The following is an 18,993-nucleotide window of genomic DNA, read 5'->3' as shown; positions in this document are numbered from 1 at the left end:
TCCCGCCAGAAGCTGATCACAGTGTTTTGTGGTTTGAATCGGTGGCTGAATCCAATGTAGGGCCGAGTTCAATTCTGTTAAACTCACAGTTAATATTTCCAAGAAAATTTAGGACGAGTCATGAGTTCACTGCAGCACGATAGCAGCAAGATGGACATGCGCCCATGAACGCAGTAGAAATCGAACAAGCTATAACGGATCTTGCTGAACAACCCTTTGATCCCGCTGAGTTTCCTTATGTATTTTTGGAAGCTTTTGGTAACAAGACTACGACCATTAAGCGCCTACGCGCTGGGGCATCGAACAAGTCCGATTTGGGTGGCGTTCTCCAGACTAGTAATATTCACATTGTGACCTGCGAAGCAGGACAAGTCACAACGATGCTGGCTGCTCTTAAAGCCAGCCCGGCGACAATCAAGGGCAAGGCGAAGTTCATTCTAGCCACAGATGGCAAAGATTTAGAGGCCGAAGATCTCACTAACGGTCATACCATCGCTTGCGCATTTAGAGATTTTCCTGACCACTTCGGTTTCTTTCTGCCTTTGGCAGGTATCAGCACCATTCGCCAGATCAGCGAGAATACCTTCGACATTCGGGCTACTAGCCGTTTAAACCGCCTGTACGTAGAACTGCTAAAAGACAATCCTGAATGGAGCGCTGCCGGTCGTCGTCACGACATGAACAAATTCATGGCGCGGCTAATTTTCTGTTTTTTTGCCGAAGACACCGATATCTTTATCGGCAAAGGGCGTTTTACCGAAACGATTGCGCAAATGAGCGAGCGCGATGGTTCCAATATGCACTATGTTATCGCCATGCTTTTTCGTGCTATGAATACCCCAAGTGATGAGCACGCGGCCGTTGGTATTCCTCGCTGGGCTGTAGAGTTTCCTTACGTAAACGGTGCCTTGTTCTCGGGTAGTGACGAGGTGCCGCGTTTTAGTCGCATTGCGCGCTCCTACCTGCTGCACGTTGGTAATCTTGATTGGACTAGAATTAACCCAGACATCTTTGGCTCTATGATTCAGGCCATTGCCGAAGACGAAGAGCGTGGCGAGTTGGGAATGCATTACACCAGTGTTCCTAATATTTTGAAGGTGCTCAATCCGCTGTTTCTCGATAATCTGCGAATGAAATTAGAAGAGGCTGGCGACAACCCTCGTGCCTTGCTCAATCTACGCAAGCGCATCGCAAGAATTAGGATTTTCGACCCAGCTTGTGGTTCAGGCAATTTCCTCGTCATCGCTTATAAAGAAATGCGTGGTATCGAAGCGGAGATCAATAAGCGTCGCTATGAGCCAGACCTAAAGTCGGAAATACCGATTACCAACTTTCGCGGGATAGAGCTACGCGACTTTCCTGCAGAAATTGCTAGGCTTGCGCTGGTCATAGCCGAGTATCAGTGCGATGTTTTGTATCGGGGGCAGAAGCTGGCCTTAGCTGAATTTCTACCTCTAAGTCATGAAAACTGGATCACCTGCGGCAACGCGCTGCGGCTAGACTGGTTAAGCATTTGTCCGCCGACCGGCACCGGCGTGAAGTTGCAAGCCGATGACTTGTTCGGTTCTCCACTAGATCAATTTGAGATCGATTTTGAAAATGAAGGTGGGGAGACGTACATATGTGGTAACCCGCCATATCTCGGTTCAAAATGGCAGACGGATGAACACAAAGCTGATCTTGGCACAATCTTCGCCAGTCGCGTGAAGAACTGGAAGTCACTCGACTATGTTGCAGGCTGGTTTCTTAAAGCCGCTGACTACGGTAGCCAAACTAGTTCCGTGACCGCACTTGTCGCTACAAACTCTATCTGCCAAGGGCAGCAAGTACCGATTCTGTGGCCGGAGATTTTTAAGACAGGTCATGAGATTGCTTTCGCGTACACGAGCTTTAAGTGGTCGAATCTTGCAACTCACAACGCCGGGGTCACAGTTGTTATCGTCGGAATTTCCAACAGTGCAGGAAAGTTGAGGCCCATCTTTTCCTCCGGGGAAAATGGTGCGACGACACGTCGTGAGGCGGAGCATATTAACGCCTACTTGACCGCCGGACCAAACGTCATCGTTGAGGGAGAGAACAGCCCAGTTAACTGCCTTGCAACGATGCAGTTCGGTAATCACCCGTACTACGGTTCACCATTAATATTTTCGACTTTCGAAGCACAGCAGATGCGGTTGGCCGATCCGCGTACATCACGCTTTATTCGCCCACTATACGGCTCCCAAGAATTCATATCCGCTGCGCCACGTGCCTGTCTTTGGATTGAAGATGATGAGGCTGATGAAGCGTGGGCGATTCCGCTGATAGCTGAGCGTATGAGCGCAGTAATGAGTGCTAGGCGAGCGAAGAAACAAGACAAGGCGGCACAAAAGCTGGCTGAGACGCCCTATCGATTTCGCGACCGGCAGACGGCCAAAAATCATATACTTGTGGTTCCGCGCGTTAGCTCAGAGAATCGACCTTGTTTGCCGGTCGGGCTGCTTGAATCCAACTCTATCGTCCAAGATCAAGCATTCGCCCTGTATGATGCTCCACTTTGGAATCTCGCAGTCATCGCCAGCCGCCTACACCTAGTCTGGGTGGCCACAGTTTGCGGCAAACTGGAAACGCGCTACCGCTACTCCAATACCCTTGGCTGGAACACCTTCCCAGTACCGACGCTGACCGAGAAAAACAAGACTGACCTAACGCGATGCGCAGAGGACATTCTTCTGGCGCGTGAGCACCACTTCCCAGCGACCATCGCGGATCTGTACGATCCCGCGAACATGCCTTCAGATCTTCGGGCTGCGCATGATCGCAATGACGAAGTATTAGAGCGCATCTACATTGGCCGTCGTTTCAAGAATGATACAGAGCGGCTTGAGAAGCTCTTCGACCTATATACCAAGATGTCCGCTTCGGCTGCACCAGCCAAGGGCAAGAAGCGTAAAACGGGAGCCAACGCATGAGTGTCATTATTAAGTCAGTACCGTCCGTTTCCGTCACTTACGCACGTAACGGAGCATCGACCAAGGCTAATGTTCTTGGGATGCGGCCTATGCAAGAGCGAGCCTATGAGAAGCGCGGAGAACAATACCTTCTCATTAAGTCACCGCCTGCCTCCGGCAAGAGTCGTGCGCTGATGTTCATAGCACTCGACAAACTCGAAAATCAGGGGATCAAGCAGGCCATCATTGTCGTTCCGGAAAAATCTATAGGCGCGAGCTTCAACGATGAGCCGCTATCGCAGTATGGCTTCTGGGGTGATTGGCATGTTGAACCAAAGTGGAACCTATGCAACGCGCCCGGTAACGACAACGGTGGCAAGGTAAAATCGCTCGGAGCCTTTCTGGGATGTGGCGATAAGGTGCTGGTTTGTACACATGCAACCTTTCGCTTTGCGGTCGATGCCTACGGCGTAAACGCGTTTGACGATTGCTTAATCGCCGTTGATGAGTTCCACCATGTGTCAGCCAACCCGGATAACAGGCTCGGTCAGCATCTGGGGCAGTTCATCGCGCGAGACAAGTCGCACATCGTTGCCATGACCGGCTCCTACTTTCGGGGTGATGCCGAGGCTGTGTTGGCCCCGCAGGATGAATCGAGGTTCGATACAGTTACCTACACCTACTACGAACAACTCAACGGCTACGAATACCTCAAACAACTCGACATCGGCTATTTCTTTTATAGTGGCTCGTACGTCGATGACATCCTCGATGTCCTCGATCCTACCAAGAAGACCATCATCCACATTCCCAACGTCAATTCACGAGAGAGCACGAAGGATAAGATCAAGGAGGTGGAGCACATTCTTGGTGAGCTTGGAGATTGGCAAGGTGCAGATCCAGTGACTGGTTTCCAGCTAGTCAAATGCCTTGATGGGCGAGTGTTGCGTATCGCTGACCTTGTGGACCCAACTAGTCAGGGCAAGATTCAGGAAAGCCTTCGTGCAGCAGAAATGAAGTCAGACCGCGATTATGTGGACATCATTATTGCACTCGGTATGGCGAAGGAAGGTTTCGACTGGATCTGGTGCGAACATGCGCTGACAGTAGGATACCGTGCTAGCTTGACCGAGATCGTGCAGATCATTGGTCGCGCAACTCGAGATGCGCCGGGTAAGACCCGTGCGAAATTTACTAACTTGATTGCCGAACCGGACGCTTTAGAGGGCGCAGTCACTGAGGCAGTTAACGATACTTTGAAAGCCATCGCAGCAAGCCTGCTGATGGAGCAGGTACTGGCTCCGCGTTTCGAGTTCAAGCCTAAGAACCCTGAAAGCGGCCCGACTCCAGGTTTTGACTATGGCGATGGAGGGTATGACCCTGATAGCTGCAATTTTGGTGTTAATGAGCAGACTGGATCGTATGAAATCGAGATCAAGGGGCTTGCCGAGCCCAAGAGCAAAGAGGCTACACGCATTTGTCTGGAAGACTTAAATGAAGTGATCGCAGCCTTCGTGCAGGATAAGCCCGCCATCGAACGAGGTTTGTTCGACGAAGAACTGATTCCTGAAGAGTTAACACAGGTTCGTATGGGCAAGATCATCAAAGAAAAGTATCCTGAGCTTGACGCTGAAGATCAGGAGTCTGTACGCCAGCACGCGATTGCCGCTCTCAACCTTACTCAGCAGGCTAAAAAGCTTGTCACCGATGATAACGATGGCACGCTCAATACTGCCCTCATCGACGGCGTGCGTCGCTTTGCGATGGACGTGCGCGAATTAGACATTGACTTGATCGATCGCATCAACCCCTTCGGTGAAGCCTACGCAATCCTTGCCAAGACGATGAGCGAAGATAGCTTGAAGCAGGTCGCGGCGGCTATCTCGGCCAAGCGTACCTCGATTGCGCCTGAAGATGCTAAAGTGATCGCCAAGCGTGCCGCTGAATTCAAACGTGAACGTGGGCGACTTCCATCGTTAACTTCGCCGGATGCCTGGGAAAAGCACCTTGCCGAAGGCGCAGCCGCGTTTATGCGTTTCAGGGCGGAGGGACGTTATGAGTAATTCTGATTTAGATGATTTGGCGGCAGAACTTGCTGAGTTTGCACCACCTGAGAAGAAAAAAGGGCGTCCAGCTAGCGAGGAACGTATAGTCGCCGGTTTTGAGGAAATCCAGCGCTTCACTGAGCGGCATGGGCGTGCGCCGCAACACGGTGAAGATCGTGATATCTTCGAGCGCCTTTATGCTGTGCGACTCGACCGTCTACGCAGCCTCTCAGACTGCAGTGCCTTGCTTGAGCCGCTTGATCATCAGGGCTTATTAACCGGAGGATGCCTAGTAGCGGAGTCGGCGGACGAAATCATCGATATTGATAATTTAGCTGCCGAACTGGCGGATGTTAACTGCGAGGACGATATCACAGTTTTGCGTCATGTTTGTGCTAGTGCAGAAAAGCGTACTTTACAAGGGGTCGCGGATCGCAAGCCGTGTGAGGATTTCGATGCGTTCAAACCGCTTTTTAAACAGGTACGCGGTGACCTAAGCTCAGGGTTAAGAGTGACCCGACCTTTCGGGCAATATGCAACGATTGAAGTGGGTCATTGGTTCATCCTAGATGGTCAAACGGCTTATGTGGCTGAGGAAGGTGAAGAGTTCGATTCCCCACAGGGGAAGAAAGATGCTCGGCTGCGTGTCATTTTCTCTAATGGAACGGAAAGCAACCTACTTCGACTGTCTTTGGTTCGTGCTTTGTATAAAGATGAAACAGCACGCCGAATTACCGATCCAGACATAGGGCCTTTATTCAGCGATGTTTTAGAAGAGAGCGAGCTAGAAAGTGGCACCATTTATGTATTGCGCTCGCTATCAGATAACCCTTATGTAGCAGAACATCGTGATGTCATTCACAAAATTGGTGTGACCGGCGGCAAGGTTGAAGCACGTATTACCAATGCTGAACACGATTCGACCTATCTGTTGGCAAAGGTCGAGGTGGTAGCCTCATACAAGCTCGCAGGCATCAACCGCACCCGGATGGAAAACCTGTTTCATAGGCTTTTCGCACCCGCACGGCTTAACATCACTATTAATGACCGTTTCGGCCATCCAGTGCAGCCTGAGGAATGGTTTCTCGTTCCGTTATTCGTCATTGACGAGGCAGTTGAACGTATCAAGGATGGTAGCATTATTAGTTATGTCTATGACCCCATGTCAGCGAAGCTGATTAAGGTATAACGCAGTAAAGATATATATTTAGCCTTGGCTCTGGGCCAGTCAAAGCGATTACCAGATTCTGAGAATGAATACGCCATGGCCGTCGGTAATATTGCGCTAATATGATTTTGCCCGACAGCAATGCTAGCTGCATACTGGTCATGCGCTTAGTGTGGCGTGATAGCATTCTTGCTGTTGCTTTAGTTGGACTCACGCAGTGTGACAATCTAAACATGGCACTTCATAGCAGCACGGCCCTTCACCGGGCCAACTCTTTGCCGATAGCGCCAATTATAGTAGCCGCAATGGACCATAGGTACTCCCTTATTCCACCAGGTCTTTTTTCGATAATTACTACGCAGGAGGTCTCATGTCTTGGATCGCCTTGAGCTTCTCTATATCCCGTCCAATTATTTTTTTCGCACAGTCTAGGCAGTAGTGGTCCCAACTCCGCCCATTTCTAACCTTCAGCCGCACATCGCCTTTCTCTATACGGTGCTTGGCACTGGCTTGACAGTTATGGGCCTTCCCTGCGGTATCTATTTCGACATGCGTAATAAGCGACTTAATTGCCACCGAACACCTCCGTTACCGCTGCTTCGAGGATACTGTCGAATCCTCGGTCAATCCGTTCGTGCATCTCGCGTGAGAACTCATGCCGTTGTCCCGTTCCCATCCCGACAAAAGTATTCACCTGATTGTTGATAGCTGCAATCATCACGATCAAGTTTGTTTTACCAAGGCGTCGTGTATCGAGCTCACTACCATTCGGGTTAATACCCCGCTCGCCGAGAACCCGTCCAGCAGCCGTTCGAACTCGAATCGGAAGCCCGTCACGCATAGCCTGCCGTTCACGTACACGAGTTGTAGGAATTGGCTGCAAGGTCTGGTAAGCCGCCGCTACGTCGTTAGCAGTATATCCACGCTCTTGTAACACGCGAATGGCAGCCAAAGCCTCATGGTCTAGCAGGAGCGGAATTTCCTCGACATGCACATCGGACTGGCTGCGAACCTCCACATAGTTCAGATCATGGGGAACAGGCTCAATATGTTGTTCGGCGGGGGCATGGTCTGGATCGACGTCCTCCATAGGCAGCAACTGGTCGAAATAGTCCCGGTCGGCTTCGCTGAACACTTGGAAGTCAGCCCAGCGTCTAGCGATGTTTGCGCCAGCATGAAAAACGACAACGCCTTGGTTGAGAATGTCACCGGCAGCGTTCTGCCGAATGACGCGCATTATGCGGCCTACGAACTGAACGAACGGTGACAGATTGCTAAAGATGCTGAACACGGCAGCCACGGACAGGTACGGATGATCGAAGCCTTCGCCGAGCTTGCGTACTTGGACAATCACGTCGAGCTCATGGCTTTCCAGCCGCTGCATCACTCTCTGGTTCGCTGGCGCGTTTTCTCGCGAATGCACGTAATTCGCGCGCAAACCCCGTGCAACATAGGCTTCGACGACTTGCCGGCAATGCTCATAGTTGAGTGCTGAGGCAATAATCTTTAGTCGAATCTCGCCAGTTTGCTCACGCAGCCGGTACAGCTCGCGGATCGAAGCATCTACAATGGTGTTCAGCGTTTCGGTAGAAGTTACGATGCTGCGTCGGAAATCTGCGTCCTCTTCACCTAGTCTGCATACCTCGTCAAGCCCGACCTCGATCTCCTGACCATCTTCGCGACGTACGTACCGGAGCGTGCGGGGGTTTAGTTGTACGGCCTTAAGGCGTTTGACATAGCCTTCACGGATCGCTTCGAAGATAGGATAAGTGTAGATTACCCGCCCCTCCATGATCTGGCCATCGGCGCGCATCGGTGTTGCGCTAAAATTGACTATCTTCGCTTGGGAAAACTGCGCTTTAAGGGCCTGCCAGCTCTCGGCTACGCCGTGGTGACCTTCGTCAACGAGAATTAAGTCAAAATAGTCGGCAGGTAATTGACCTAACCAGCGGTTCGAGTCGCCGCCTTGTAACTGTTGAATATTAGTAATGACAACGTGCGCTTCGTCCAAATCAGCACGGTTGGTCGTAGTACCTCGGATTTCAACAGGCTCAGGATAGGGCGCGCCGGCGAGTACCGCGCATTTGTGGTAAAACATATTAGGATTGGATGGATCAAAATCACTAGCCAACTGCTGAGCGATAGCCACGCCTGGTGCTATCACCAACGTCCGACGTGAGCGGAGAGCAAAAGGCGATATTGTAATGCTACCGGACTTGCCACACCCTACCGGCAGTATTACAGCAAATACACGCTCTTCTCCGCCCGTATCGAAAACCTCCTTCAAAGCAAGAAACACGCCCTTCTGGGGTGTACGGATACGTTCATTGCTGTCAATGTTTGGCTCGCGGTTCTGAAATGGGGTTGTCATATGGATCCTTCCGAAAGATTTAAAGGGCAGTGTTATGAAATCCGCTGAATGCAGTGGATTTTTAAATTTTAGGAAAAATCTTAGCTCGAAATTAGAACAAACAATAGCCCTATTGCACTATGGGCGTCAAATTTGCGAGCTGCTACCGCTTTCGACGAAATGGTGTATCTGAAGCCTGCCACCAATACCTCTGGAGCTAGGGGTGCATCGAGGTGGGATTCCGCATCAATGGTATCCCCCATGTCTGCGTTAACCAGCAAGCCATAGTTTCAAAAGCCCAGCTCTCATCAAAAATCAGCTATGACTTATAGGCCAACAACTGAACGTAGCAGCTTATTAATATTACCCAACGAGCTTTAATCCTTTTATACCGGAGTCAATGATGCTTCCACGGTCAGCTTGCGTCACAAAATTAGCCCACCACTGCATCATTGGTCGTCTTTGCTCAAGATAATCGCTACGGTTGTAAGCACGACGCACCTCATTCTTGTCCACATGAGCAAGTGCTGCTTCAATCACATCTGGTGGAAAGCCTTGCTCATTAAGGGCCGTACTGGCGATAGATCGCAGGCCATGCGAAACCAGCACTCCGCCGAAACCTGCACGTTTTAGCGATGCGTTAACGGTCTGGCTATTCATTGGTTGGTTGGGCTTGATACGGCTAGGAAAGATAAATTCTCGGTTCCCGCTTAACGGCTTCATCATCTCCAGCACAGCTAATGCTTCATCTGACAAGGGCACAGTATGGTCACGGTTCATTTTCATTCGTGATGCGGGGATTTTCCATTCTCGCGCTTCCAGATCCACTTCATCCCATCGAGCCTCAGCTGCTTCGGCTGGACGAGTGATTGTAAGAAGCTGCAACATGAACAAACATCGTGTTGACTGGATAATGTTAGCAGTACGCATAGTCTGCATGAGTTGAGGTAACTGATCCGGGCGAATGCTTGGCATGTTCTTCTTCTGAGGCTTCTCAAAGGCTTTGCCAATATTGACGCTAGGAACCGCATCAATTAGGCCAGTATTTTGAGCATAAATCATGACCTCATTGATTCGTTGGCACAGGCGGCGGACGGTTTCCAGCGCTCCTCTGGCCTGAACCGGTTGAACGGCCTGAACCAGTGTATGAGCTTTAATATCTGTAATACTGATATCGCCAATCGCTGGTAAAACATCTCTCTCCAGCGAGCGCCAGATATCTTCTGCATAGTCTGCTGTCACACTGGCTTTCTTCACATTCCACCAACGTTCAGCTACGAGCCGGAAAGTATTGGTTTTGGCTTCAAGCGAACTGCGTAGTTGTTCTTGCTGATGCTCTTGGGGATCGATTTGTTTCGCTAAGAGAGAACGGGACTCTGCACGATAGCTTCGAGCATCCGCAAGCGTAACTGAAGGGTAGGAGCCAATGCTCTTTTTCGCTCGCTTCTTGGTGACAGGGCGAATGTAGCGAAATTGCCAGATTTTACTTCCGCTGGATTTGATCAGTAGCTCAAGGCCATCGCCATCATAGAGCACATAGTCCGCTTCCTTGGGTTTGGCAGATTCGATTTCCTTAACGGAGAGAGGTTTGGTTTGTCTTGCCATTGCCGGGTTTCCATAGTTTTAGGCACCTCAAAAACAATAAAGCTTTATGAGGTGCCTAACAAGGTGCCTAAAAGGTTCGGATTTAATTAGTTGAATTCGGACTTCGCGGGACAAATTGAGGGCACAAAAAAGCCCGCAGGGCTTGCGCCGTGCGGGCTCTTAGGACTTCATCGGATGACTCTGGTAATCACCGATGGAGAATTTTGGTGGAGCTGGCGGGAGTTGAACCCGCGTCCGAAATTACTACACCGTCGGCACTACATGCTTAGTCAGTCTTTACATTCGCCGGCCAGCTGCGGACAGACACGCCACTGACAAACTAGCCTGATTAGATTTAGTGCTTCAACCCCAGGCAAGGCATCCACACGATCTCTTTTGGGTTTGACCTCTCTTGATCCCCGTCTTAAGAGCGGAAGCTAGGGAGAGAGGGCTTCAAAGCAGGTTATTAAGCTGCTAAAGCGTAGTTTTCGTCGTTTGCGACTATTTTTTTGCGGCTTTTTACGAGGCAAACCGCCCCTCGGCATGCTCCTAAGGCTTCACAATCCCGTCGAGTCCAGAATCAGCCCCAAGAAATTTCAATACTACAGACAAGTGACGCTAAAATCCAGCGCTTAACGCTTTGAATTCTTCATAATGCGCGCTTTGTCCATCTTCCATTCGCGCTCTTTCACGTCGTCACGCTTGTCGTGCTCTTTCTTACCGCGTGCCACACCGATCTTCAGTTTGGCCCAGGCATTCTTCCAGTACATCGACAGCGCAACCACGGTAAAACCTTCGCGGTTGACGCGACCGTACAGCGAATCGAGTTCGCGTTGTTTCAGCAGCAGCTTGCGGCTTCGCGTGGGATCACACACCACATGCGTTGAAGCAACCGCCAGCGGCTGGAAAGTAGAGCCGAACAGGTAAGCTTCACCATCGCGCAACAGAATGTAGCTATCGCTGATGTTAGCCTTACCGGCACGGAGTGATTTGACTTCCCATCCTTGCAACGACATACCCGCCTCGAACTCTTCTTCAATGAAGTATTCATGACGTGCGCGTTTATTGAGGGCAATAGTGGCTGAACCGGGTTTGTTAACTTTTTTCTTTGTCATAGTGCGGCGTAGTCTACATCACTCAGTTTATGGGCGCATCCCCTGTCCTGCAGGGCGGTAAAAAACACTCCATTTTAGCACAGCAAGCAAAGCCGTGAATTTTTGTTTGGTGACTGAAAATGGTATTATTCAATGGTTTTGTGATGAACAGGAACCATTATGGCCCAGATTAGCCGTTCAGCGCTGGTCCCTTATAGCGCTGAACAGATGTACCGTCTTGTGAATGACGTGGATGCTTATCCTCAGTTTCTGCCGGGCTGCACCGGCAGTCGCGTGCTGGATAACAGCGGAGATCAAATGACCGCGGCCGTTGATGTCTCGAAAGCGGGCATCAGTAAAACTTTCACCACGCGCAACACGCTGATCAGCAACCAAAGCATATTGATGCAGTTGGTTGATGGCCCGTTTCGTAAATTGACCGGCGGCTGGCATTTCACTTCATTAGGTGATGATGCCTGCAAGGTTGAGTTGAACCTCGATTTTGAGTTCACCAATATGCTGGTAGAAATGGCGTTCGGCCGCATCTTTAAAGAGCTGGCAAATAGCATGGTGCAGGCGTTCAGTCAGCGCGCAAAAGAGGTTTATCGTGCCTGATATCAGCGTGGAAGTGGTTTACGCACTGCCAGACAAGCAGTATATGCGTGCCGTAACGCTTGAAGAAGGCGCAACCGTTGAGCAAGCGATCAAGGCTTCGGGGTTGCTGTCACTGCGTAAAGATATTGACCTGAACTCGAATAAGGTTGGGATTTATAGCCGCCCGGTAAAATTGGGTGATGCCGTCCAGGATGGTGATCGCATTGAGATCTATCGTCCGCTGATTGCCGACCCGAAAGAGTTACGGCGTCAACGCGCAGAGCGGTCAGCTGAGAAGAAATAGTCGGAACGTAAAAACGAAAAAAGGCGCTTAAGCGCCTTTTTTATTGCCGTTCACTTAGCCTTCTTTGCCTGAGAGCTTCGGCTTATTGTCGATGTTAGTCAGCGTTCCGTTGCTGTCAAAGGTCAGCGTCAGCGTTTGCTGTTTCACACCTTCATGGCCAGGTTCCTGACGGAACACGTAATACCAAACGTTGCTGCCAAACGGATCGCGCATCATCGGCGTACCGAGCGTATAGGCAACCTGCTGCTGCGTCATGCCGTTGTGAATCTTCGACACATCGTTGGCGACCAGGTAATTCCCCTGATTGATATCCGGACGATACACAACGCGCTCAAGGATGGAACATCCAGCGGTCATCATCAACATTACTACTGCCGCGGCAGTCAGCGTTTTACAGCGCATCTATACATTCCTTTTCTGGGGCCAAACGCCTTTCAGCAGGCTATTTTTTTGCCATCAAATTCTGAACTCTGCCTGCGGCAGGCTTTATTACTCAGACGACATAACTGCCGATGATAATAAACCTTTTCGCTATTTGAAACCTCTACAGAGCAAGCATATGACCACCAGCCGGGAAAAAAGTGCGGTATCAGGCGGCTAAAAGTTCTTTAGCATTGGCCAGCGTGTTGCGCGTCACCTCGCTGCCGCCCAGCAAACGCGCCAACTCTTGCAGACGCGCGCGTTTATCCAGCGGCTGCATATGCGTTTCTGTCATCGCACCATCGGTCTCTTTGCTGACGTAAAAGTGCTGATGACCGCAGCCGGCAACCTGCGGCAGGTGCGTGACACACATAACCTGTGTTGACTCGCCCAGCTGACGCAGCATTTGACCGACAACAGCGGCGGTTGGGCCGCTGATGCCAACATCTACTTCATCGAAGATCATTGCCGGTGTTTCCATTTTCTGTGCGGTAATCACCTGAATCGCCAGAGCGATACGCGACAGCTCACCGCCGGAAGCCACTTTGCCCAGCGGCTGAAGCGGCTGGCCTGGGTTCGTCGTAACGCGGAAATCAATGCGCGTTGCGCCATCTGCGGTGAGTTGATCGGCATTGAACTCCAGCACAATGGCAAACTGGCCGTGCGGCATTGCCAGCGTGCGCATGCTTTGCGTTATCAGCTGGCTCAATTCTTGAGCGGAATGCTCACGCAGTTGATGCAGATTTTCAGCGCTGGCTAACGCGGCTTTGTGGTGAGCGACAACTTCAGACTGCAAAGTTTCCTGATCGCTCTCTTGCTGCGAAAGCAGTTCCGCTTCATCCAGCAACTGCTGATAAAGCACCGGCAAGGTTTCAGGTGCGACGTGGTGCTTACGTGCCAATGCAATCTGCCGTGACAGACGTTGCTCCAGCTCATGCAGGCGATTGGGATCGAGATCCAGACGTTCGCAGTAGTGACGCAGTTCATCGCTGGCTTCACTGAGTTGAATCGCGGCTTCCTCCAGCAGATTGAACACGCCGCTGACTTTATTATCCAGCGTCACCAGTTCGCCCAGCATGTGACGAGCGCTATAAAGAAGGCTCTGCAGGTTGGTGTCATCCCCATCGGCGAGAATTTGCAGCGCTTGCTGGCTGGTGGACAGCAACTGGCCACTGTTCGCCAGGCGTTTGTACTCTTCATCAATCTGTTCAAATTCGCCCAGCTGCGGGGCAAATTCATTGAGTTCTTTCAACTGATACTGCAGTAGCTCGCGACGGGATTCACGCTCTTGCGAAAGCTGCTGATGTTGTGCCAGCGCGCGGCAACTCTGATGCCAGCGCTGATAATGCTGGCGCATTTCAGACAGCAAATCATCGTGGGCTGCATACGCATCCAGCAGATGTTTTTGGTGATCGGATTTGAGCAGCAATTGGTGAGCATGCTGGCCGTGAATCTGAATCAGCAACTGGCCCAGTTCACGCAACTGCGACAGCGGCACCGATGTGCCGTTGATAAAGCCACGCGAACGACCATCCGCGCTAATCACACGCCGCAGCAGACACTCATTGCCCTCATCCAGCTGATTCTCCACCAGCCAGCGTTGTGCGGAAGGCGAAGCTTTGAGCTGGAAGCGGGCGCAGATATCAGCGCGGCTGGCACCCTGACGCACCATATCTGCTTCAGCGCGGCCGCCCAGACACAGGCCCAACGCATCGATGGCGATAGATTTACCTGCGCCGGTTTCACCCGTGATCGCCGTCATACCACGATGAAAATCGATCTCCAGTTCACGAACGATAGCAAAGTTACTGATGGTCAGTTGTGCCAGCATAGAATCACCTGTATGTAAAAACAGATATGGTTTTACGTACAGTATATCCTGGTTTTTTATACAGTAAAGTAGTCAGCGCTGATTTTCAGAACAATTTTTTAGACCAGCCCAACTTTGAACTTAAGGTATTAAAATAGTTGTAATTTTTAGGATGGATAAGATTGAGATGATTGGCGCTACGGCGGATCAGGACATCTTCACCTTCCTGAATTGGCAAGGCAATCTGGCTGTCGCAACTGATCTCGAGATCGCTGCGCAGGGAAGAAAAACGCAGGCGGATGGTGCTGCTGCTGTTGATGACCAGCGGACGCGCAGAAAGCGTATGCGGGAACATGGGCACCAGCGTAATCGCATCCAGCGACGGCGTCAGAATAGGGCCGCCCGCCGAAAGCGAATAGGCGGTGGAGCCGGTCGGTGTGGAGATAATCAAACCATCGGAACGCTGTGAAAAGGCAAACACCTCATCAATATAGACTTCGAATTCAATCATATGCGCAACTTTACCGGGATGCAGCACCACTTCATTAATGGCGCTACCAATGCGCGGCGAGCACGCTTCTTTGCACACCTGCGCCTCCAGCAAGAAGCGGCTCTCGACGAAGTAATCGCCCTGCAGCACATCGTCCAGCTGCTGTTGCGCATTGTCCGGATCGAGATCGGTGAGAAAACCGAGGTTGCCACGGTTGATGCCAATCACTTTGATGTCATAGCGCGCCAGCACACGGGCAGCACCAAGCATGTTGCCATCGCCACCAACCACGACAGCTAAATCAGCGCGTTGACCAATATCCGCAAGACTGCCGGTTTGGGCATTTTTCAAATCCAGTTCGCGCGCAATTTGCTGCTCGACAATCACCTCATAACCCTTTGCCGTTAGCCAGCGCCAGAGCATTTCATGGGTGGTTAACGCAGTAGGATGGCGCGGATGGCCGACAATCCCGATGCAGTTAAAGTGTTTGTTCATTTAGCGCGAGTTCCTTATAAGCCAAAACGGCCAGGCAATGTGATGGGTTTACTTGAAACCGTCAAACTGATCCCCATAATAAGCCAACCAGCGAGATGAATGTGCAAAACGCGGAGAAATTCATGAGTAGTAAAGAACAGAACACCCCAAACGAGCAAGTCTCAGACGAAATTCAACAGGATCAGCAGCACGTGGACGCAGAGACAACCGCTGAGGTGGATCCGCGTGATGAGCGTATCGCGCAACTGGAAGCCGAGTTAGCCGTGTCGCAAACCGGCGTGCGCGATGCACAGCTGCGTGCGCAGGCGGAGATCGAAAATATTCGTCGCCGTACTGAAATGGACGTGGAAAAAGCGCATAAATTTGCGCTGGAGAAATTTGCCAACGAGCTGCTGCCCGTGATCGATAGCCTGGAGCGCGCGCTGGAAGTGGCAGACAAAGAGAACGCTGAACTGGCTTCGATGATCGAAGGTATCGAGCTGACGCTGAAGTCGCTGCTGGGCGCGGTGCGTAAGTTTGGCGTGGAAGTGGTGGGCGAAACCAATGTGCCATTCAATCCAGAGATCCATCAGGCGATGTCGATGATGGAATCAGAAGATATGGCGCCAAATCACGTGCTGATGGTGATGCAGCGCGGTTACACCCTCAATGGTCGCCTGCTGCGTCCGGCGATGGTGGCAGTGACCAAAGCCAAAGGCTAATCTGTCGCTGTAATAACAACGGCCGCTTAATGCGGCCGTTTGTTTATTAAGGCAACACCGGCATCCAGTCAATCGGTGACTGGCCCGATTGACTGAGCAGCGCATTCGCCTGCGAGAAGTGTTTACTGCCAAAAAAGCCACGATGCGCGGAGAGCGGAGAAGGGTGTGGCGCTTTCAATACATGATGACGTTGCGTATCAATGATGCTGCCTTTCTTCTGCGCATGCGAACCCCACAGCAAGAAAATTACCCCTTCGCGATGCTGATTGATGGCGCTGATGACGTTATCGGTAAAGGTTTCCCAGCCAAAGCGCGCGTGCGAATGCGCCTTACTGGCTTCCACCGTTAACACGGTGTTTAACAGCATCACGCCTTGTGTTGCCCAGCTTTCGAGAAAACCGTGCGTAGGACGCACAAAGCCAGGCATATCTTGCTCCAGCTCTTTGTACATATTCAGTAATGATGGCGGGATCGCCACGCCGGGCAGAACGGAAAAAGCCAGACCATGCGCCTGATTCGGGCCGTGATAGGGATCCTGCCCCAAAATCACCACTTTGATATCGCCCAGCTCGGTCAGCCGAAAGGCATTAAACACATCCTTCTGCGGCGGATACACCGTTACGCCGGCAGCGCGTTCATTGGCCACCGCTTTCAGCGTTTCCACGAAGTAAGGTTTCTCTTTCTCTTCAGCCAGCACGTCGTGCCAGGTCAGCTTCTCAGCCATCGTTGACTCCCTGCAAAATAGTGCGCCTAGCTTAACGTGTCGGACTCAACAGCAGAAGGGTAAAAATAATTTGAATATTTACGTAAAATTTTAATTAGCGAAGTTGTTATGAATCAATTTGTTAGGTTTTCAGCGTGTAATCGTGACTGGACGAAATTGATACAGGTCAAAACGGCGCTTTTCCTGCAGTGATATACCACAGCATTCCAAAACCTTATGAACCTCGCTGCCCAGTTGCGACAGCGTAAAGCCCTGGAGACCTACTATGATTACCGGTATTCAAATTACTCAGGCAAATAATCCACAGCTGTTGAACTCATTCTGGCTTCTGGACGATGATAAAGCCGAAGCGCGCTGCCTGTGCGCCAAAGGGGATTTCGCAGAAGATCAGGTTGTTGCTATCAGCGATCTCGGCGAAATCGCTTACCGTGAAATTCCACTTGAGCAGAAACCGCAGGTGCGCATCGAAGGTGGTCAGCACCTGAACGTTAACGTGCTGCGCCGCGAAACGCTGGAAGATGCCGTCAATCATCCGGAAAAATATCCGCAGTTGACCATTCGCGTATCTGGCTATGCCGTGCGCTTTAACGCGCTGACGCCAGAGCAGCAGCGTGACGTGATTACACGTACATTCACCGAAAGTCTGTAATTGCAGCGCTGACGAAAAGACACACAGCAATACAAGCCGCGCCAATGTTGATTGGCGCGGCTTTTTTTATCTGGCGAGTTTAAAAGAACGGTTCTTCAGGGCGGATGATAGCGAAAGCGCGTTTTCGCTACGCTTAAAACAAAAAAATCGCCTCAAAAGAGGCGATTAATTACAGCGAGTGCTGTTTTATTCCGCACCAGACTTTGGTGCATCGCTACCGCTTGGCTTGCGGCGTTTACCCACATTTTTGGTATCGCGATGACGTTGTTTGACGCGCGGTTTCTCTTGTTCTTTCTCTTTACGCTCTTGACGCTTCGCAAGTGCTTTTTTCGACGGTTTTCCCGTCACTTTAGCACTTGGCGCACGGCTTTCTGGACGCAGCTCATCAATCACACGCGCTTTTAACGGCTCGTTGATGTAACGGGTGATTTTGCCCAGCAGCACGTGATCGTGCGCTTCAACCAGCGAGATCGCGGTACCTTTACGGCCCGCACGCGCGGTGCGGCCGATGCGGTGCAGATAGGTATCTGCGGTGCGCGGCAAATCGTAGTTAATCACGTGCGAGATATCGTCGATGTCGATACCGCGCGCAGCAACGTCGGTGGCAATCATCACCTTCACGCGGCCATCATTCATACGCTTGATGGCTTCGTTACGGTTGACCTGCACCATTTCGCCTTCGAGGTAGCTGGTGCGGATGCCCGCTTCATGAAGCCAGGTAACCAGCTCATGCAGGCGCTCACGTTTGCGCACAAACACAATGACGCGCGTGGCATCTGGCTGTTTCAACAGGTGAATCAGCAGCTTGTTCTTATGCTCTAAATTATCGGCGCGGTAATACCATTGCTGGATTTTTTTGCGTTCGCTTTTGCTTGGGTCGGCCTCAATAAACACAGGCTCGTTGAGCAAACGCTCGGCGAAGTCTTTGATGTGCTCACCTTCCAGCGTCGCCGAGAACAGCAGCGTCTGTTTGCGCCAGCGGGTTTCTGCGGCGATGGTCTCGATGTCCTGCGCAAAGCCCATATCGAGCATGCGGTCAGCTTCATCGAGAATCAGCGTTTCTACGGCGCGGCAGTCAAAGTTCTCTTCTTTGATGTACTGCAGCAAACGGCCGGTGGTCGCGACGACGATGTCCTGGTTTTCACTGAACACTTCGGCATGGTTCATATACGCCACGCCCCCGGTGATGGTGGCGATATCCAGATGCGTGTGTTTAGCCAGCTCGCGCGCGTGATCGGCAACCTGCATCGCCAGTTCGCGCGTTGGGGTGATGATCAGAATGCGTGGTGGGCCTGATTTCTTGCGCGGGAAATCGAGCAAATGCTGTAAAGCGGGCAGCAAAAACGCTGCAGTTTTCCCCGTCCCGGTTGGAGCCGAACCCAGAACGTCACGGCCTTCCAGCGCGGCAGGAATGGTCTCGGCCTGAATAACAGTAGGGCGAGTGAAGCCTTTTTCCTGCAAAGCTTGTAGCAGGCTTTCGTCGAGTTCGAGTTCGGAGAATGTGGTTACGGTCATGGTCTACCTCAGTTTGGGGCGCTGATTATAGACAGAACGAATATAATCTTCATCTGTTTGTGTAGGTATTACCGGCGCAGGTGAATTCCCATCGCCACCACGTTACACTTCCGGCAGTAA

At 51.3% G+C, this 18,993-nt stretch carries 15 protein-coding genes and 1 other RNA gene; 7 read left to right on the top strand and 9 right to left on the bottom strand.

Annotated elements, in window-relative coordinates; all coding sequences use genetic code 11:
* The first annotated feature begins 164 nt into the window (after positions 1–164).
* Genes ACVLVH_RS09015 through ACVLVH_RS09005 form a run of 3 tightly spaced genes read left to right on the top strand, consistent with a single transcriptional unit; the run spans position 165 to position 6,164 of the window.
* Complete coding sequence (locus ACVLVH_RS09015; protein ID WP_498949227.1) at positions 165–2,951, top strand: class I SAM-dependent DNA methyltransferase; 2,787 nt, start codon at positions 165–167, stop codon at positions 2,949–2,951.
* On the top strand, positions 2,948–4,993 hold the full coding sequence (locus ACVLVH_RS09010) for a DEAD/DEAH box helicase (RefSeq protein WP_498949225.1): 2,046 nt from the start codon (positions 2,948–2,950) through the stop codon (positions 4,991–4,993). The genes ACVLVH_RS09015 and ACVLVH_RS09010 overlap by 4 nt, the downstream gene beginning before the upstream one ends.
* Positions 4,986–6,164, top strand: coding sequence for a GIY-YIG nuclease family protein (locus ACVLVH_RS09005; RefSeq protein WP_498949224.1), 1,179 nt, complete (start codon positions 4,986–4,988; stop codon positions 6,162–6,164). The genes ACVLVH_RS09010 and ACVLVH_RS09005 overlap by 8 nt, the downstream gene beginning before the upstream one ends.
* 544 nt (positions 6,165–6,708) lie before the next feature.
* Here ACVLVH_RS09005 and ACVLVH_RS09000 read toward each other — a convergent pair.
* The 4 genes from ACVLVH_RS09000 to smpB all read right to left on the bottom strand — a co-directional run bounded on the left by ACVLVH_RS09000 (position 6,709) and on the right by smpB (position 11,192).
* The gene (locus ACVLVH_RS09000) at positions 6,709–8,514 is read right to left on the bottom strand and encodes a DEAD/DEAH box helicase (RefSeq protein ID WP_498949222.1); all 1,806 of its coding nucleotides are present in this window, start codon (positions 8,512–8,514) and stop codon (positions 6,709–6,711) included.
* Positions 8,515–8,856: 342 nt separating this feature from the next.
* The gene (locus ACVLVH_RS08995; RefSeq protein WP_498949220.1) at positions 8,857–10,098 is read right to left on the bottom strand and encodes an integrase; all 1,242 of its coding nucleotides are present in this window, start codon (positions 10,096–10,098) and stop codon (positions 8,857–8,859) included.
* Between the two features lie 204 nt (positions 10,099–10,302).
* Positions 10,303–10,665, bottom strand: a transfer-messenger RNA (tmRNA) gene (ssrA, locus tag ACVLVH_RS08990).
* Positions 10,666–10,709: 44 nt separating this feature from the next.
* Positions 10,710–11,192 (bottom strand): SsrA-binding protein SmpB, encoded by a 483-nt coding sequence (gene smpB / locus ACVLVH_RS08985; RefSeq protein WP_007886141.1) that lies wholly within the window; start codon positions 11,190–11,192, stop codon positions 10,710–10,712.
* Between the two features lie 159 nt (positions 11,193–11,351).
* On the opposite strand from smpB, the gene ACVLVH_RS08980 reads away from it, so the two are divergent.
* Both ACVLVH_RS08980 and ACVLVH_RS08975 read left to right on the top strand, forming a co-directional pair.
* Entirely contained in the window at positions 11,352–11,786 is a 435-nt protein-coding gene (locus tag ACVLVH_RS08980) for a type II toxin-antitoxin system RatA family toxin (protein ID WP_008101549.1), read from the top strand.
* On the top strand, positions 11,779–12,069 hold the full coding sequence (locus tag ACVLVH_RS08975; protein WP_110868282.1) for an RnfH family protein: 291 nt from the start codon (positions 11,779–11,781) through the stop codon (positions 12,067–12,069). Before ACVLVH_RS08980 ends, ACVLVH_RS08975 begins: the two co-directional genes overlap by 8 nt.
* 54 nt (positions 12,070–12,123) lie before the next feature.
* Here ACVLVH_RS08975 and bamE read toward each other — a convergent pair whose 3' ends face one another.
* From bamE to nadK, 3 genes are all read right to left on the bottom strand, one after another.
* The gene (gene bamE, locus ACVLVH_RS08970; RefSeq protein WP_498949218.1) at positions 12,124–12,471 is read right to left on the bottom strand and encodes an outer membrane protein assembly factor BamE; all 348 of its coding nucleotides are present in this window, start codon (positions 12,469–12,471) and stop codon (positions 12,124–12,126) included.
* A gap of 187 nt (positions 12,472–12,658) precedes the next feature.
* Positions 12,659–14,320 carry a DNA repair protein RecN gene (gene recN / locus ACVLVH_RS08965; protein WP_217548991.1) on the bottom strand — a complete coding sequence of 554 codons (1,662 nt, stop codon included), beginning with the start codon at positions 14,318–14,320 and terminating at the stop codon, positions 12,659–12,661.
* An 85-nt stretch (positions 14,321–14,405) separates the two neighbouring features.
* Positions 14,406–15,284 carry an NAD(+) kinase gene (nadK, locus tag ACVLVH_RS08960; protein ID WP_061718023.1) on the bottom strand — a complete coding sequence of 293 codons (879 nt, stop codon included), beginning with the start codon at positions 15,282–15,284 and terminating at the stop codon, positions 14,406–14,408.
* Between the two features lie 122 nt (positions 15,285–15,406).
* Between nadK and grpE the strand changes: the two genes are divergently transcribed.
* Positions 15,407–15,985, top strand: a complete 579-nt coding sequence (gene grpE / locus ACVLVH_RS08955) for a nucleotide exchange factor GrpE (RefSeq protein ID WP_101763451.1) — start codon at positions 15,407–15,409, stop codon at positions 15,983–15,985.
* Positions 15,986–16,031: 46 nt separating this feature from the next.
* On the opposite strand, the gene ung is transcribed toward grpE, so the two are convergent.
* Entirely contained in the window at positions 16,032–16,709 is a 678-nt protein-coding gene (gene ung, locus ACVLVH_RS08950) for a uracil-DNA glycosylase (RefSeq protein ID WP_008101537.1), read from the bottom strand.
* A 265-nt stretch (positions 16,710–16,974) separates the two neighbouring features.
* On the opposite strand from ung, the gene grcA reads away from it, so the two are divergent.
* Positions 16,975–17,358: an autonomous glycyl radical cofactor GrcA gene (gene grcA, locus ACVLVH_RS08945; RefSeq protein ID WP_008101535.1), complete on the top strand. Its 384-nt coding sequence runs from the start codon at positions 16,975–16,977 to the stop codon at positions 17,356–17,358.
* A gap of 186 nt (positions 17,359–17,544) precedes the next feature.
* Here grcA and srmB read toward each other — a convergent pair whose 3' ends face one another.
* On the bottom strand, positions 17,545–18,873 hold the full coding sequence (gene srmB / locus ACVLVH_RS08940) for an ATP-dependent RNA helicase SrmB (RefSeq protein ID WP_137386305.1): 1,329 nt from the start codon (positions 18,871–18,873) through the stop codon (positions 17,545–17,547).
* Positions 18,874–18,993 lie beyond the last annotated feature (120 nt).

It is taken from the genome of Kluyvera sp. 1366, assembly GCF_054823405.1.
This window is presented reverse-complemented; position numbering and strand designations above follow the sequence as displayed.